General features: G+C 71.0%; 12 protein-coding genes. 2 read left to right on the top strand and 10 right to left on the bottom strand.

All coding sequences use genetic code 11. From position 1 onward, the window contains the following. The first annotated feature begins 81 nt into the window (after nucleotides 1-81). Both ACPXB1_RS15790 and ACPXB1_RS15785 read left to right on the top strand, forming a co-directional pair. Nucleotides 82-2115 carry a nuclear transport factor 2 family protein gene (locus ACPXB1_RS15790; protein WP_425735461.1) on the top strand — a complete coding sequence of 678 codons (2034 nt, stop codon included), beginning with the start codon at nucleotides 82-84 and terminating at the stop codon, nucleotides 2113-2115. Between the two features lie 181 nt (nucleotides 2116-2296). Then, nucleotides 2297-2932 (top strand): helix-turn-helix domain-containing protein, encoded by a 636-nt coding sequence (locus tag ACPXB1_RS15785; RefSeq protein ID WP_355596421.1) that lies wholly within the window; start codon nucleotides 2297-2299, stop codon nucleotides 2930-2932. A gap of 89 nt (nucleotides 2933-3021) precedes the next feature. Here ACPXB1_RS15785 and ACPXB1_RS15780 read toward each other — a convergent pair whose 3' ends face one another. Genes ACPXB1_RS15780 through ACPXB1_RS15735 form a run of 10 tightly spaced genes read right to left on the bottom strand, consistent with a single transcriptional unit; the run spans nucleotide 3022 to nucleotide 15542 of the window. After that, nucleotides 3022-4116: an alpha/beta hydrolase gene (locus tag ACPXB1_RS15780; RefSeq protein WP_425735460.1), complete on the bottom strand. Its 1095-nt coding sequence runs from the start codon at nucleotides 4114-4116 to the stop codon at nucleotides 3022-3024. 5 nt (nucleotides 4117-4121) lie between these two features. Then, nucleotides 4122-5120: an LLM class flavin-dependent oxidoreductase gene (locus tag ACPXB1_RS15775; RefSeq protein ID WP_425735459.1), complete on the bottom strand. Its 999-nt coding sequence runs from the start codon at nucleotides 5118-5120 to the stop codon at nucleotides 4122-4124. Further along, a complete protein-coding gene (locus tag ACPXB1_RS15770; RefSeq protein ID WP_355596200.1) occupies nucleotides 5117-5446 on the bottom strand; it encodes a TIGR04076 family protein in 330 nt (109 codons plus the stop codon). Before ACPXB1_RS15770 ends, ACPXB1_RS15775 begins: the two co-directional genes overlap by 4 nt. Then, on the bottom strand, nucleotides 5443-6447 hold the full coding sequence (locus tag ACPXB1_RS15765) for a zinc-binding dehydrogenase (protein ID WP_425735458.1): 1005 nt from the start codon (nucleotides 6445-6447) through the stop codon (nucleotides 5443-5445). The genes ACPXB1_RS15770 and ACPXB1_RS15765 overlap by 4 nt, the downstream gene beginning before the upstream one ends. Beyond that, the gene (locus ACPXB1_RS15760; protein WP_355596204.1) at nucleotides 6444-6857 is read right to left on the bottom strand and encodes a nuclear transport factor 2 family protein; all 414 of its coding nucleotides are present in this window, start codon (nucleotides 6855-6857) and stop codon (nucleotides 6444-6446) included. Before ACPXB1_RS15760 ends, ACPXB1_RS15765 begins: the two co-directional genes overlap by 4 nt. Next, nucleotides 6854-8119 carry an amidohydrolase family protein gene (locus ACPXB1_RS15755; RefSeq protein WP_355596205.1) on the bottom strand — a complete coding sequence of 422 codons (1266 nt, stop codon included), beginning with the start codon at nucleotides 8117-8119 and terminating at the stop codon, nucleotides 6854-6856. Before ACPXB1_RS15755 ends, ACPXB1_RS15760 begins: the two co-directional genes overlap by 4 nt. Then, entirely contained in the window at nucleotides 8116-9780 is a 1665-nt protein-coding gene (locus ACPXB1_RS15750) for a hydantoinase B/oxoprolinase family protein (RefSeq protein ID WP_355628770.1), read from the bottom strand. The genes ACPXB1_RS15755 and ACPXB1_RS15750 overlap by 4 nt, the downstream gene beginning before the upstream one ends. Beyond that, nucleotides 9773-11461, bottom strand: coding sequence for a hydantoinase B/oxoprolinase family protein (locus tag ACPXB1_RS15745; protein WP_355596209.1), 1689 nt, complete (start codon nucleotides 11459-11461; stop codon nucleotides 9773-9775). Before ACPXB1_RS15745 ends, ACPXB1_RS15750 begins: the two co-directional genes overlap by 8 nt. Then, complete coding sequence (locus ACPXB1_RS15740) at nucleotides 11458-13509, bottom strand: hydantoinase/oxoprolinase family protein (protein WP_425735457.1); 2052 nt, start codon at nucleotides 13507-13509, stop codon at nucleotides 11458-11460. The genes ACPXB1_RS15745 and ACPXB1_RS15740 overlap by 4 nt, the downstream gene beginning before the upstream one ends. Next, nucleotides 13506-15542: an ABC transporter ATP-binding protein gene (locus ACPXB1_RS15735; protein WP_355596423.1), complete on the bottom strand. Its 2037-nt coding sequence runs from the start codon at nucleotides 15540-15542 to the stop codon at nucleotides 13506-13508. The genes ACPXB1_RS15740 and ACPXB1_RS15735 overlap by 4 nt, the downstream gene beginning before the upstream one ends. Between the last annotated feature and the right edge of the window lie 2 nt (nucleotides 15543-15544).

The raw sequence follows: 15544 nt of genomic DNA, 5'->3' as shown, positions 1-15544 counted from the left end.
TCCATCCCGGACTGGCGATGCCAATGTCCCCCCACCCGACCGCGCGGGGATCCGCGCGGCAGCACGGATAGGGATGTGACCATGAAACCTTCGACAAGACGGCTGACGGCAGCGGCGACAGGACTGTTGCTGGCGGTCAGCGCGAACGTCGCCGTGCGGGCACCGCAGGCCTCAGCGAACACCAACGCCCCGGTGAGCCTCGACTCGCTCGCCCGCGACGTCGAGCGGGTCGAAGCGCTGCGCGAGGTCAAGGACGTGCAGCGCTCCTACGCCCACCTGGCCCAGTTCGGTCGCTGGACGGACATGGCGAAACTGTTCAGCGGCAACGGCACGCTCCAGTGGGGCAACCAGGTCGTGACGGGCCATCAGTCCATCAAGGGATGGCTCGCCGCCGAGGCCGGGGCGATGAACGGCGCGAACCCGGGCGCGCTGCACACCACGGTGATCGACCAACCGCTTGTCAACCTCTCGGCCGACGGTCGCACCGCGAAGGGCCGCTGGTCCGGGATCCGCTTCCTGGGCGACGGCGCCGGCGCGGCCCGCATCGACGGCGGCATCTACCAGAACGAGTACGTGCTGGAGAACGGCGAGTGGAAGATCTCGCTGCTGCGCTACTACCCGCTCTACGAAGGCGATTACGCGACCGGTTTCCGGACGATCAACCGGCAACCGGTACCTGTCGTTCCCTACCACTTCACGCCCGACGTCGCCGGAGTGCCGATCCCAACGGCGACCGGGGAGGCACCCAGGACCAGGTTCAACGCGAAGGAGCTTGCCGACCGCATCGAGGCGCTCAACGACGAGGACTCGGTGCGCAATCTCCAGCACTCGTACGGCTACTACGTGGACCGTCGGATGTGGACGGATGTGGTCGACCTCTTCGCCAACGGCGCGAAGGTCACCATCGACGGCGTGGGCGTTTTCCGCAACGCCAGCGGCGTACGCCAGGCGATGGAGCGCATGGGTCCGGAGGGCCTGACGCAGGGCATCCTCAACGACCGGCCGCTGTTCGACACGATCGTCGACGTCGAGAAGAACGGCACCAAGGCGACCACGCGCGGCATCGAGGTCGGCATGCTCAACGACGCGAACGGTGCGTCCTGGCAGTTCTCCGTCTTCAGGAACAGCTTCGTCAAACAGGGCGGCCTGTGGAAGCTCAAGGAGATGCACCTGACGCCTTTGATCACGGCACCGTACGGCACGGGTTGGGGCGATGGCGGGAACGACCCGGTCGCGTCCGTGAAGGTGCCGAAGTTCCTCGACGTCGCCGGCCGTACGCCCGCGTCGAAGCCCGGCAAGGCTACCGGCGCGCCGAAGGGCCCGAAGCACGACCTCGCTGACCTCCAGCGGAGGTTGAGCCGTTCGCTCGCCTACGACGGGTCCGAGAACGTCTCGGCTGCGTACAGCTATTACATCGACGACAGCCGTTGGCCGGAGATGGCGGCAGTGCACGCGGTGGAGGGCCACAAGTTGTCGCCGTTCGCCGGCTGGAACGGCACTCGCGAACGGATCCTCGGCTCGGTGGTCGCGACGTACGGCAACACCCCGCCGCCGACGACGAAGTCCTTCCTCGTGCTGCACTGGCGACCGCAGCCGGTCATCGACGTCTCGCACGACGGTCGCTCGACGGCGGTCCGGGCCCGACTGATGCACGTCAACGCGTCGGCGAACAACGCCGGGTACATCAACGGCGCGATGTACAACGACCAGTTCGTCCTCGAGGACGGGATCTGGCGGATCTGGAGCCTGGACATCGACGAGTTCTACTGGCAGTCGGCCAACTGGGCCCGGGGCTGGGGCGACGCGGTGCCGCGGGACCCGAGCCTGCCCGATCCGCCGCCGAGCAACCTCGTGAACATCTACCCACCGGACGTCCTGCACAGCGCGCTCGGCGAGCGGTCCAGGGGCTTCCGTGGCGGCAGCCCCGGGTACATCCAGTGGCCCGACATCGTGCCGATGTGGTTCCACTACCGCAACCCGGTCAGCGGTCGGACACCTGCCACGTTCTGGTACGACTGCGCTCCCTGCGAGGTGCGGCCGGACTGGAGCATGACACGGCACGGCTATCAGCTGCCGCCGACCGGCCCGCAGGTGGACGGCGTGGAGGTCGGTTGAGCCGGCCCTGAAGGCCCGGCGCTCGCGCTGAGCCGATGACGAGGCGCCCTTCCCGATTGGTCCCGATCGGGAGGGGCGCTTCCTCGCGCTCCCCCTCGCACGTCTACCAGCTTGTTCGATACCATCGAACAAAGTCGGGCGGACTCCCCCGCCACCTCGACAGGAGGTCCTCGTGCGGTCCATGAACAGTCAGCCGCCGTCGGAGCAGGCCGGCCCGGGTGGCCCAGCGGAGGAGAGCACACCGGCCGGCGTGGTCGGCGCCCGCATCCGGCGGTACCGCAAGGAGCGCGGGCTCACCCTGCGCGGCCTCGCCTCCCGCGCCGGGTTGTCGATCGGCTTCCTGTCCCAGGTGGAGCGCGGCATCTCGTCCATCGGCCTGACCGCGCTCGGCAGCGTCGCGAAGGCGCTCGACCATTCGGTGGCGGATTTCTTCGACTCCGGCACCAGTTCCCCCGACAGCGCCGTGGCGCCGCTTCCCCGGCATTTCACGCTCACCAGGGCGGAGACGGTGACCACGCAGTACGTCTCCGGGCAGCAGACCTACCGCATGCTGTCCGACCGGGGGCCGGAGCTTGTGCTCGAACCGATGCTTGTGCACATCGCCCCCGGTGGCCGGCGGGAGAACGCGTACGGCCACAGCGGCGAGGAGTTCGCCTACGTCATCTCCGGCGAGCTGCTCTACGAGGTCGAGGGTGTCGAGCACCGGCTGTGCCCGGGTGACAGCGTGCACCTGCGGTCGTCGGTGCCGCACCAGTTGTACAACGACACCGACTCGGTGACGACTGTGGTCTCGGTGGTCACGCCCAGGCTGTTCTGACGCCTCCGGGCGCCCCGACCCCCGTCACTCTGTTCACATATGTGAACAGAGTGACGGGGGTTTTGCGGGGCACCCGGAGAGGTCGTGCCTCACGGGTCGACGTGACGTCCCACGGCGGTCATGGTGGCCTGCCAGATGGCCGAATCCGGGTCGATGACGGCGAAGTGGTCCCCCGACTGTTCGAGGTAGCGCACGTCGTCGCCCGCGTCGCGGGCCGCCTCTGCGTACCGCCGGTTGGCGTCGACGAGGTCCAGGCTGTCCTCAGTGCCCTGCACGAGCAGGGCCGGCACCCGGATCGGCAGCCGCAGCATCGGGTCGCTCTCGGCGTACCGGCGCGGGGCCGTGGCCGGCGAGCCGCCCAGGGCCTCGGTGATGGCGCCGTCGCCGAGGTTGCGCCGCTCGCCCTCGGTGAGGTCGAGCACCCCGGCCAGCGATACCACAAGCGCGACGGAGACGGCAGCGCGCTCACCCGCCGCCAGGTCCGCCGCGACCCGCAGGGCGAGCTGCCCGCCGGCCGAGTGGCCCAGGATCACGACCCGGTCCGCGTCCAGCGAACCGTCGCCCGCGAGGTCACGCAGCGCAGCGATGCCGGCCGCCACGTCCTCGGTGGTCGCCTCCCAGCCGTGCCGGTCCGGACGCCGGTACTCCATGTTCCAGGACGCGTACCCCCGCCCGGCCAGGTCGACGGCGACGGCGTCCATCAGGTCCGCTCCCCAGACCGATCGCCAGAAGCCGCCGTGCAGCAGCACCGCGACCGGCGCCGCCTCGCCGGATGGAGAGGACGGCAGCCGCAGGTCGCCCCACTGGTCCGGATGCTGCCCGTAGGCGATCCGGGTTGCGGGTGAGCGCAGGCGGTGCACGGCGTGCCGGATGGCCCACACCACGCCCCACAGTCCCCGGCCGGCCAGGTGGACCGCGCCGGGGACCGCCGGCTCGACCGTCGGGTCGTACCAGACGGTGTGTTGCGGTTCGGCGCCGATGAGGGCGCGCGCCTCGGGTGTCGGGCCGGGCAGCACCACCGCCGGCGGATCCGCGGCGGCGAGCAGCGACCGGATCTCGTCAGCCGAGGCGGCGGTGACGACCCGGCCTGTGACATCGAGTTCGGCGCAGGTGGCGGCGGTGAGCGACGCCAGCAGCGCGTGGTCGGCCACCAGGCCGGGACCGAGCACGACGGTGAGCCGCACGGGACTCACCTGCGCAGCAGGGGCAGGACGGCGGAACCGAGCAGGTCCACGCCGCGCTCGTCGGTCAGGCCGTGCGGCGTGCCGAACTCGACCCGGCGCACGCCCGCGTCGATGAGCGCCTGGGCCTGCGCGGCGACCTGCTCCGGCGTGCCGGAGAAGGCGAACCGGTCGAGCACGTCGTCCGGGATGAGCCGGCCCGCCGCCTCGTCCTCGCCCGCGTCGACGAGAGCGCCGACCCGCTCCACAAGGCCGTCGGGAAGCGCCACCGTCGGGTCGAGTTCCGCCACGACCGCCAGGTACATCGCCACCTCGGTGCGGGCCTTGGCGCGCGCCGCCTCGCCGTCGGTGTCGACCACCGTCACGGCGCCGAGCACGATACCGATGTCGTCGACGTCGCGCCCGGCCTTCTCCGCCCCCACCCGGACCCGTTCACGGATCACCGCGACCATGTCGGGATTGGCGCTGCCGCCCACCTTGATCTCGTCGGCGATCCGTCCGGCGACGGCCGCGCCCTGCGGACCCCACGCGCCGACCAGCAGCGGCGGGTTGGGCCGCTGCACGGCGTAGCGCAGAGCGGTGTCCGGCGCCAGCGAGAAGACCTTGCCGGTGAAACCGGTCCGATCGCCCCGCAACAGGCGGTAGACGACCTCCACGGCCTCCTCGATCGTTGTCAACGGCCGCTGCTGCGGCAGCCCGACCGCGCCCAGCCACGTCCCGCGCGCCAGCCCCAGGTACGCCCGGCCGTGCGAGGCCAGATCAAGCGCCGCGAGCTGACCGGCGATCTCGTACGGTGCCATCGAGTACGGGTTCAGGCAGGCCGCGCCGAGACGTACCCGGCTCGTCGCCTGCGCCATCTCCAGCAGCGGGAAGATCGGCGGCTGGTACATGAGATCACCGAAGACGGTAAGCACGTCGAAGCCGTGCGACTCGGCGGCGCGGGCCAGCCGGGCGTACGCGCCGGCGGGCTTGTCGCTCTGGAGGCCGAGTCCGATCTCGACGGTCATGTCAGGTCCGCCGAGTTCATCGTGCGCCGGCAGGTCCGTTCCACCTTCATGACGAGTCGCTCCTCCGGGTCGGGGCAGATGAAGTGGGAGTCCTGGGCCAGCCAGTCCCCCTCCGCCAGGTCGCGCTGCTTCGCGGCGAGGAAGGGAAGCACCGACGCGAGCGCGTACACGCAGAAGTGCTTTCCCTCGGGCAGCCGCAGGTGCGCGCTGTTCGTCAGTTCGAAGTAGTCGCCCACGTCCATGCCGCACACCGACCGACCCTCGATCCGGTCGACTGTCACCTTCAGGTCGTAGATCTCCATGTCGCCGTCGGCGCTGTGGCTCACGGTTCCTCCCCCTCGTCGATCCGTACGATGATCTTGCCGGTGGTCCGTCGGGCGGCCAGTTCGGTAAGTGCCGCCGGCACCTCGTCCAGCGGGACGACCCGGCTGACCGGCGGCCGGACCGCGCCGGACGCGCACATGTCGAACAACTCCTGGTAGGCGGCCTCGACCGCCGAGGCGCGCTGCCACGGGTACCGGGAACCCCAGGACAGGCCGATCAGTGTCGCGTTCGCCGCCATCAACCGGACCGGGTCGACAGGTGGAGGTGCTCCACCTGCCGTTCCCACCGCGACAAGACGACCCTCGAACGCGAGGCACTCCCAGGACCTGGCGAACACGTCACCGCCCACCGGGTCCACGACGACGTCCACGCCCCGGCCGTCGGTGGCCTTGAGCACGGCCGCCACGAAGTCCTCCGAGGCGTAGTCGACGGCGAGCGCCGCGCCGTGGTCGCGGCAGATCGCCGTCTTGGCCGGGCCACCGGCGGTGGCGAACACCCGCGCGCCACGGGCCACGGCGAGCTGGATGGCGGCGATGCCGACACCGCCCGCGCCGGCGTGCACGAGCACCGTCTGCCCGGCCGTGAGGCCGGCCCGCTCCAGCGCGAACCACGCCGTCTGGTAGGTGACGGGCAGCGCCGCCGCCGTCACCGGGTCGACCGTGTACGGCCGCGGCACGACCACCGCGGCGTCCACAGTCACTGTCGTCCCGAGCGCGCCGCGCGGCAACGTCGGGCAGGCCACGACTTCCTGACCCAGCAGGTGCTCGGCTCCGGCGCCCGCGGCGACGACCCGCCCGGCCGCCTCCACGCCGGGCGTCATGGGCGGGTCCGGCCGCACCGGGTACTCGCCCCGGCACAGCAGGACGTCGAGGAAGTTCAGGCCGACCGTGCGCACGGCGAGCCGTACCTCACCCGGGCCCGGCGGCGGGTCGTCGGGCAGTTCGGCCACCGACAGCACGTCCGCCGGCTCGCCGGTCCGCTCGGCGACCAGCCGCCGGATCATGCCGCGACCACCGGATCCCGTACCAACTCGGCGTGGTGGTGCACGATCACCCAGCGGCCGTCGATCCGACGCAGCACATCGGTGACCCGGGTGAACTCCGGTTCGTCGTCAGCGCCCAACTGGGAGACCAGCACGTACCGGGCGACGCCGAAATCGTCCCACACGTCGATGCGCTTGTCCCGCGCGGCGAGCACCGCCAACCGGGGCCGGTGGCCCGCGGCGTCGCGCTGCGCGCGGTAGTCGTTCAACTCGGCACGGGTACGCAGCGGCCCGGGAAGGTGCGTCTCCCAGGTGGTCACCTCGGCGTGCAGGTGCGTGTCGAAGCGCTCGGTGTCCCCGGCGAGGAACGCGTCGTACATGTCATCGATGCCAGCGGCGATCGCCGCCGCGCCTGCTTCCACGAACGTCATCGCACGTCCTCCTGGTTCTGGTCGTCGCGGACGATCTGTCCGCCCTTCATCACCCACCGCACGTCCCGGAAGGCCGAGGTGTCGGCCAGCGGGTCGGCGTCCATCGCGATCAGGTCGGCAAGCTTGCCGACCTCGACGGTGCCGAGGTCGGACTCCGCGCCGAGCCAGCGGATGGGGCCACGCGTGCCGGCGTGAATCGCCCGCGCGGTCCCGATCCGCTCGGACATGTACTCCAACTCCCGCACCGAGGCGGTGGTGCCCTCGAACTCCCAGAACGGGGGCATGTCGCTGCCGAGGAGCACCTCGACCCCGGCGGCGATTGCCATGTCGAAGCTCTCCAGGTGCCGGGGGCCGGCGCCGAGCGAGCGGCACTGCATCCACTCCGGCACGCCGAGTTCGTCGAAGAACTCCTTGCACCGGGTCACCAGCAGCGTCGGCACGAGCGCGGTGCCGCGCTCGGCCATCCGCGCCGCCACCTCCGGGGTGAGCTGGTAGCCGTGCTCCACACAGTCCAGTCCCAGCTCCACGGCCGCGCCGATCACGTCGGCCGGACCGGCGTGCGCCGTCACCTTGCGGCCCCACGCGTGGGCGGTCTCGATCACCGCGGTCATCTCGTCGGTGAAGAGCTGAGGCGTGCTGATGCGCTCGTGCTCACCGGCGATGCCACCGGAGATCATCACCTTGATCAGGTCCGCGCCGGCCTTGATCTGGCTGCGTACGCCCTGACGGAAGCCGACAGGGCCGTCACATTCGAGGGTGTCGTTGCTCTCGTGGCCGTGCCCGCCCGTGCAGACCAGCGCCCGACCGGCGGTGTAGATGCGGGGACCGGCGGTACGTCCGGCGTTGATGGCCCGCCGCAGGGCGAAGTCGGCGTGGTCCTTCTCCGCCACACAGCGCACCGTGGTCACACCGGAGCGCAGCGTGCGCCGCGCTCCGTTGGCCATGTAGTGGGCGAGGTCGTACGGGCCCATGCCCTTGACGTTGTCGCCCCCGGAGCCGGGCAGCGACAGCGAGAAATGGGTGTGCATGTTTACCAGGCCGGGGGTCACGTACGCCCCGTCGAGGTCCACGTTGGTCAGTGCGCCGGCGGCCCGCGCCTCGGCGGCCACCTCCGCGTACCGGCCGACGGCGGCGATCCGGTCGCCGCGGATCCACACCCCGGCATCGGTGACGGGCTCCATCCCGTCCACGACGCGGGCGTCCAGAACTGTGCAGTTGCCGAGCAGCAGGCTCGACGGCTCGGGCGAATAGGCGGCACTCACGCGATCACTCCATATATGTCTCGGGCGGACCGCGCTGAGACGTAGCCCTCGGCCACGTCCCGCCGGACCGCCTCCGGATCCCGACTCCCCGGGTCACCGTGCCCACCGCCACCGGCGGTCAACAACGTCACCCGGTCCCCCACCGCCACGCTCGTACGCTTGGTGCTCACCCGGTGCTCCCGATCCGTGCCCGGGAACACCACCACCTGGTTCGGCTCCGGCTGTACCCCACCGGCCAACGCCCACGGCGCGCTCTTCGTCTTCTTGATCACCGTCAGGAACTCACCGGGCGTCGCGAACCGGATGTCCCGCCGCAACCCACAACCACCCCGGAAACGACCCGCGCCACCGGAGTCCGTCCGGATCTCCACCCGTTCGAAGAACATCCCCGTCTTCGCCTCGAGCACCTCGACGGGTGTGTTGCGCGCCTGGGTCTGGCAGAGGTGGTTCGCCGGGCCGATGCCGTCGTGCTGCGGCGTGCCGCCCCAACCCACTGGGTCGTTGTTGCTGACCGCGAAGAGCTGGCCGGTGTCCGGGTGCTGGCCGACCATCATGAACCCGGGTACGTCGCCGCCACTGGAGGCCGCCAGCCGGTCCGGCATGCCCTGCGCCAACGCCTTGAGGATCAGCTCCAGGGCGACAGTTCCGGTCCACTGGGTGAACGTGGCGGCGGGGTACTGCGCGTGGAACAGCGACCCGGGCTCGGCGCGTACCCGAAGGGGCGCGAAGTGCCCGGCGTTTGTCTGCTCCCCAGGGGTGGTGACGCCCTTGAACGCGACCCGGCAGGTGGCGATGGTGGCGCCCAGCGGCAGGTTCACCGGCCCGGGCACCGCGGGTGACGAACCGGTGAAGTCCACAGTGAACTCGCCGTCGGCGACGGTGACGGTGACCCGCATCCGGATCGGGGTGTCGGTGACACCGTCGTCGTCGAGCCAGTCCTCGGCGGTCCAACTGCCCTGCGGCAGCGCGGCGACCGCCTCCGTGGCGCGGTGGGCAGCGTGGCGGATCACCTGGTCGACCACCGCGTCCACAACGGGCGTGCCGTAGTGCTGGTACAGCTCGGTCACCCGCCGCTCGCCGGTACGCAGCGCCGCGATCTGCGCGTTGAGGTCACCGATGACGAGTTCCGGCATGCGCGAGTTGAAACGGATCAGCTCGTGGATCTCGTGCACCGGCTCGCCACGGGAATACACCTTCGTGCCGGGAAAGACGATCCCCTCCTGGTGCATGTCGGTGGAGTCGAGCACGTAGCCGGGGTCCTTGGCGCCCAGGTCCATCCAGTGCGCGCGGATGCACAGGAAGCCGACCAGCTCGTCGCTGTCGGGCAGGACGACTGGCGCGAACAGGGTCGCGTCGTAGGTGTGCGCCGCGTTCCAGTACGGGTAGTTGAGCAGCACCACGTCGCCGCGGTGCAGGTTCTCCCTGCCCACGTACTCCACGCCCTTGCGCAGCGAGTAGTCGTTGGCGCCGAGGAAGCGGGACAGCCCTGTCGACTCCGCGACCAGCCTCAGCTCCCGGTCGTAGATGGAGATGCCGAAGTCGTACACCTCGTAGATGACCGGGTTGAAGGCGGTGCGCACCAGCGCGGCGCGCATCTCCTCGGCGGCCGAGACGAGATGGCTGCGGACGACCTCGACGGTCGCCCCGGTGGGTTCACCCATCGACGTCCACTCCGTAGACCTCCCGGGCCACCTCCGGTGAGACGTAGCCCTCGGCCACGTCCCGCCGGACCGCCTCCGGATCCCGACTCCCCGGGTCACCATGCCCGCCACCACCGGCGGTCAACAACGTCACCCGGTCCCCCACCGCCACGGTCGTACGCTTGGTGCTCACCCGGTGTTCCCGATCGGTGCCGGGGAAGACCACCACCTGGTTCGGCTCGGGCTGCTCGCCGCCCTCCAGGGCCCACGGAGCGCTCTTCGTCTTCTTGATCACCGTCAGGAACTCGCCAGGGGTCAGGAAGCGGATGTCCCGCCGCAGGCCACAACCACCCCGGAACCGGCCGGCGCCACCGGAGTCCGTCCGGATCTCCCACCGCTCGAAGAACATCCCCGTCTTGGCTTCCATGACCTCGATGGGGGTGCCCCGGCCGGTGCTGCCGGAGACGTGGGTGGCGGCGTCCATGCCGTCGTGCTGCGGCGTGCCGCCCCAGCCCACCAGGTCGTTGTTGCTGACCGCGAACATCTTTCCGGTGTCCGGGTGCAGGCCGACCATCATGAACCCGGGCACGTCGCCGCCGCTGGAGGCCGGCAACCGGTCCGGCATGCCCTGCGCCAACGCCTTGAGGATCAACTCCACGGCGACGATGCCGGTCCAGAGCGTGAACGTGGGCTGCGGGTAGACGGCGTGGAAGAGGCTGCCCGGCTCGGCCCGCACCTCCAACGGCGCCACGGTGCCCGCGTTCGACGGCTCGTCCGGCGAGGTGAGCGATTTCAGGACGACCTTGCAGATCGCCTCGGTCGCGCCGAACGGCATGTTGATCGGGCCGCGGGTGGCGGCGGCCGACCCGGCGAAGTCCACGATGAAGCGTCCGTCGGCGACGGTGACGGTGACGCGCATCTTCACCGGATCGTCGGTGATGCCGTCGTCGTCCACCCAGTCCTCGGCGGTCCAGGTGCCCTGCGGCAGGGTCGCCAGCGCGGCACGGGCCCGGGTCTCGCCGTCGGCGATGATCCGGTCGATGGCCTGGTCCACAGTGGTCCGGCCGAACTTTTCGATGATCTCCAGCATCCGGCGCTCGCCGGTGCGCAGCGCGGCGATCTGCGCGTGCAGGTCGCCGAGCACCGCGTCGGGCATCCGCGAGTTGAAGCGGATCAGCTCGTGGATCTCGTGCACCGGCTCGCCACGGGAGACCACCTTCGTGCCCGGGAAGATGACCCCTTCCTGGTGCATGTCGGTCGAGTCGAGCACGTAACCCGGGTCCTTTGCCCCCAGGTCCATCCAGTGCGCGCGGACGCAGAGGAACCCGACGAGATCGCCGTCGGCGTCCGGGTCGGCCGGGTCAGGCCGGAAGACCGGTGCGAACAGCGTGGCGTCGTAGGCGTGCGCCGCGTTCCAGTACGGGTAGTTGAGCAGCACCACGTCACCCCGGTGCAGGTTCTCCCGCCCCACGTACTCCACGCCCTTGCGCAGCGAGAAGTCGTTGGCGCCGAGGAAGAACGTCAGCCCGGTGGCCTCGGCGACCAACCGCAGGTCCGCGTCGTACATCGACAGGCCGAAGTCGTGCACCTCGTAGATGACCGGGTTGAAGGAGGTACGGATCAGCGTGGCCCGCATCTCCTCGGCCGCCGACAACAGATAGCTGCGGACGACCTCGACCTGGGCTCCGTCCAGCGTGGTCATGCGGCTTCCTCCAGAGTGACGAGCAGGTATCCGTGGTCGTCGACGGTGACGCGCTGGCCGCTGGGCACCACAGTGGTGGAGGTGCCCTCGTCGATAAGCGCCGGCCCGTCGAAGGTGTCGCCCGGCTCCAGGCCGGCCCGGTCGTAGACCGCGAACGGCACCACAGCCTGCTGCCCGAAGTCGTAGGCGTCCCGGTGGTTCAGCAGGGCCCGCGACGGGTCGCCGTCGCCGCGCGGCCGGGTCTGAAGCTCCGGCCGATCGGTGCGGCCGATGCCACGCACCCGCAGGTTGAGGATCTGCAACGGGTTGCCCATCGTGTGGCCGTACCGGCCGCGGTGCGTCTCGTCGAACGCGGCGCGGATCGCGTCGCGGTCCAACTCGCGCCCGACGGTGACCATGAGGCTGTGCTCCTGGCCGAGGTAGCGCAGCTCGAACTGCCGCTCCAGCACCGCCTCGCCGGCCGGCACCCCCTGCGCCACGAGCGACGCCACCGCCTCGGCCTCGACCGCCTTGAACAGCTGGTCCACCTCGGTCAGGTCCGCGTCGTCCAGGGTGGCCATGACGGTGCGGCTGAAGTCGTTGACGATATCGGCCGACAGCATGCCCCACGCGGAGAAACCGGACGGCGCGAACGGCACGATGACCTCGCCGATGCCCATCTCCCGCGCCAGCAGCGGGGCGAGCAGCGGCCCGGCACCGCCGAACGCGAGCAGCGCGAACTGCCGGGGGTCGTGACCCCGCTCGACGGTGATCTGCCGGACCGCGCCGACGGTGCGGGCCAGCAGCACGTCGAACACGCCGGCCGCCGCGTTCTCCACGGTCAGGCCGAGCGGCTCGGCGAGCTGCTCCTGGATGGCCGCGCGCGCCTCGGCGTCGCGCAGACCCATGGTGCCGGCGAGGAAGCGGTCCGGGTCCATGTAGCCGAGCACCACTGCCGCGTCGGTGACTGTCGGCTTCGTGCCACCTCGGCCGTAGCAGACCGGGCCGGGGTCGGCCCCGGCGCTCTGCGGACCGACCTTGAGCAGGCCGTGGTCCAGCCAGGCGATCGAGCCGCCTCCAGCGCCGATGGTACGGATGTCGTACGTCGGGATGAGCAGCGGGAAGTGCTCAAGCTGCGCCTCGTACGCGGCGACCGGATTGCCGCGCTCGATCACGCAGGCGTCAAGCGAGGTGCCGCCGATGTCGAATGTGAGCACGTTGTCGCGGCCCAACTCGGAGGCGATGTAGGCGGCGCCGACGATGCCGCCGGCCGGGCCGGAGAGCACTGTGTGGGTGGGTGCCGTCTTGGCGACCGCGCTGGTCATCGAACCGCCGCCGGAGCGCATGATCAGGAAGCGGCCGTCGAAGCCGCGCTCGGCCAGCCCGGCCTCCAGCTCGTCCACGTAGCGCTCGAAGATCGGCCGGATGTACGCCTCAAGCACTGTGGTGCTCGTCCGCTCGTACTCGCGGTACTCGCGCACGATGTCCGTCGACAGCGACAGGCTGACGTCGGGGAACTCCTCGTGGATGAGGCGCGCGGCCTCCCGCTCGTGGCTCGGGTCGAGGAACGAGTGCAGGAAGCAGATGGCGATCGAGGTGACCTGCTGGTCCACAACGAGTGTGCGGGCGGCGGCCCGGACGCTCTCCGGGTCCAGCTCCTCCACGACCCGTCCCCGGTAGTCGAGTCGGCCCCGTACGCCTGCGGTGAAGCGGCGCTGCACGAGGCTCTCGGGCCGCTGGTACTGGAAGTCGTACATGTGGTCGGAGGGCACGTTGCCGCGACCGATCAGGAAGATGTCCCGGAAACCCTCGTTGGTGATGATCCCGGTGCGCCCACCTCGGCGCTCCAGCACCGCGTTGAGCCCGAGGGTGGTGCCGTGGATGAACAACTCCACCTCGGACAGGTCGGTGCCGAGCGCGGTGATCGCGGCGAGCACGCCGTCCGCGGGTCGGGCCGGTGTCGTCGCCGCCTTGCGGAAGCGGACCCGGTTGGTGCGCGTGTCGAGTTCCATGGCGTCCACGAAGGTGCCGCCAATGTCGACGGCGAGCCGGATGGGGCGACGGGTCATGGTGTGACAGCCTGCCTTCCGATGAGGGCGGGGAGCTCGGGAACGCGCCAGCAGGCGGCCCGGCTCTCGCCGTACGACTGAAGCTCCTGCTGCTCCGCACGGCACCGGTCGGTGACGAACGGGCACCGGGCGGCCAGCGGGCACCCGGTCGCAGCGTCGGCTTCTTCGAGGTCCTTGACCAGTTCAACGGCCTGGCCGTCGGATCCGGCCGTCCCGCCCAGGCGGGGTGCGCTGCCAAGCAGCGCCCGGGTGTAGGGGTGCCGGGGGTTGTCGAAGACGACGTCCACCGGTCCCTCCTCGACGATCCGGCCGAGGTAGAGCACCACGACGCGGTCGGCGAAGCCCCGGACGGTCGCCAGGTCGTGGGAGATGAACACCGAGGCGCGGTCCGCGTCGGCGGCCACGTCGGCGATCACCGCGAGAATCTGCGCCTGCACTGTGACGTCCAGGGCCGAGGTCGGCTCGTCGAAGACGATCAGATTCGGCTCACCGACCAGGGCACGGGCGATGCCGATCCGTTGCGCCTGGCCTCCGGACAGCTCGTGCGGGTACCGCTGGAGGATCGAACGGTCCAGTTCCATGCGGTCCAGCACGGCGGTGACCCGCGCGTTCCGTTCCGCCGGGGACAGGCCGGCGGCCCGCAGCGGCTCGGCGATGGAGTCGCCGACCGCGCGGCGCGGGCTCAGCGAGCCGATCGGGTCCTGGAAGACGAGCTGGGCACGGGTACGCGCGCGCCGCAGCGCCCGCCCACGGGGTCGGGACCGGCCCGGCTGCTTGACCAAAGCCTGCCCGGCGACGGTGACAGTGCCGGACGTGGGCGCGACCAGACCCATGATGAGCTTGGCCAGCGTGCTCTTGCCGCAGCCGCTCTCGCCCACCACGCCGAGCGTCTCGCCCGGTGCGAGCCGCAGTGTGATGCCCCGCAGCGCGTGGTGCCCGCCGGAGCCGAACCGGCTGCGATAGACCACGTGCGCGTCGTCGATCTCCAGCACGGCCGCCTTGCGGTCCGCCTCGGCCGGCTCCGCGCCGGCCTCGGCAGCTGTGGGCGACGTCGACGGCGCGCCGGCGTCCAGCGGCCGGGTCTGCGGGTGGAAGCAGGCCAGGGACCAGTTCCCGCCGCCGGCGGCGAGTGGCTTGGTGGCCGGCCGCCGTGACGAACAGGTGCCGTCGGCGTGCGCGCAGCGGGCGACGAACGGGCAGTTCTCCGGTGCCTGGGTGAGCAGGGGCATGGCGCCCGGGGTGGCGACCACCGGCCGTCCGCCGACGTCCGGCACCGAGCGCAGCAACGCCCTGGTGTACGGGTGCGCGGGCTCCCGCAACACCTGCTCGGCCGGGCCGCTCTCCACGACCGTTCCGGCGTAGAGCACCACCACCCGGTCGCAGACCTCCGCGATGGAGGCGAGGTCGTGGGAGATCAGCAGCACGCCCCGGCCGTCGGTGTCGGCGGCGTGCCGGAACTGCCGCAGGATCTCCCGGGTCAGCGTCACGTCGAGGCCGGTGGTCGGCTCGTCGGCGATCAGCAGATCGGGGGCACACCCGGTGGCCAGCGAGATCATCACCCGTTGGGCCATGCCGCCGGACAGCTCGTGGGCGTACGCGTCGAGCCGGCGCTGCGGGCTGCGGATGCCGACCGCCTCGAACAGCTCACGCGCCGCCTCGCGAGCCTGGGCGCCGGACATCTCCTGGTGGGTCGCGAGCCGGTCGACGAGCTGCTTGCCGATGGTGCGGGTGGGGCTGAGTGCGCCGCGCGGGTTCTGGAAGCAGATCGCCACCCCCCGCCCTCGGTGGGCGGCCAACGCCGTGTCGTCCATGCGCAGCACGTCCGACCCGTCGAAGAGCACCTGCCCGGTGGCGTGTGAGCCGCCGGGGAGCAGGCCGACGATGGCGCGGGCCACCATGCTCTTGCCACCACCGCTCTCACCGACCAGGCCGACGACCTCGCCCGGTCGCACACTGAAGCTCACGTCGCTGAGCGCTGCCACCTGCCGGCCGGGCCGGCGGATGAGCACGGAAAGGTTCTCGATGGACAGCATGG

Origin of the sequence: Micromonospora sp. DT68, from assembly GCF_049847245.1 — a bacterium.
Taxonomy (GTDB): domain Bacteria; phylum Actinomycetota; class Actinomycetes; order Mycobacteriales; family Micromonosporaceae; genus Micromonospora; species Micromonospora profundi.
Note: the sequence above shows the minus strand (reverse complement) of the source record. Positions and strands in the feature narration are given on the sequence as shown.

Excerpts from the sequence above, each read along its gene's own strand:
- ACPXB1_RS15735 (WP_355596423.1), bottom strand. The coding sequence starts at position 15,542 with ATGCTGTCCATCGAGAACCTTTCCGTGCTCATCCGCCGGCCCGGCCGG.
- ACPXB1_RS15785 (WP_355596421.1), top strand. The coding sequence starts at position 2,297 with ATGAACAGTCAGCCGCCGTCGGAGCAGGCCGGCCCGGGTGGCCCAGCG.
- ACPXB1_RS15790 (WP_425735461.1), top strand. The coding sequence starts at position 82 with ATGAAACCTTCGACAAGACGGCTGACGGCAGCGGCGACAGGACTGTTG.
- ACPXB1_RS15745 (WP_355596209.1), bottom strand. The coding sequence starts at position 11,461 with ATGACCACGCTGGACGGAGCCCAGGTCGAGGTCGTCCGCAGCTATCTG.
- ACPXB1_RS15760 (WP_355596204.1), bottom strand. The coding sequence starts at position 6,857 with ATGACGTTCGTGGAAGCAGGCGCGGCGGCGATCGCCGCTGGCATCGAT.
- ACPXB1_RS15775 (WP_425735459.1), bottom strand. The coding sequence starts at position 5,120 with ATGACCGTCGAGATCGGACTCGGCCTCCAGAGCGACAAGCCCGCCGGC.
- ACPXB1_RS15765 (WP_425735458.1), bottom strand. The coding sequence starts at position 6,447 with ATGATCCGGCGGCTGGTCGCCGAGCGGACCGGCGAGCCGGCGGACGTG.
- ACPXB1_RS15740 (WP_425735457.1), bottom strand. The coding sequence starts at position 13,509 with ATGACCCGTCGCCCCATCCGGCTCGCCGTCGACATTGGCGGCACCTTC.
- ACPXB1_RS15750 (WP_355628770.1), bottom strand. The coding sequence starts at position 9,780 with ATGGGTGAACCCACCGGGGCGACCGTCGAGGTCGTCCGCAGCCATCTC.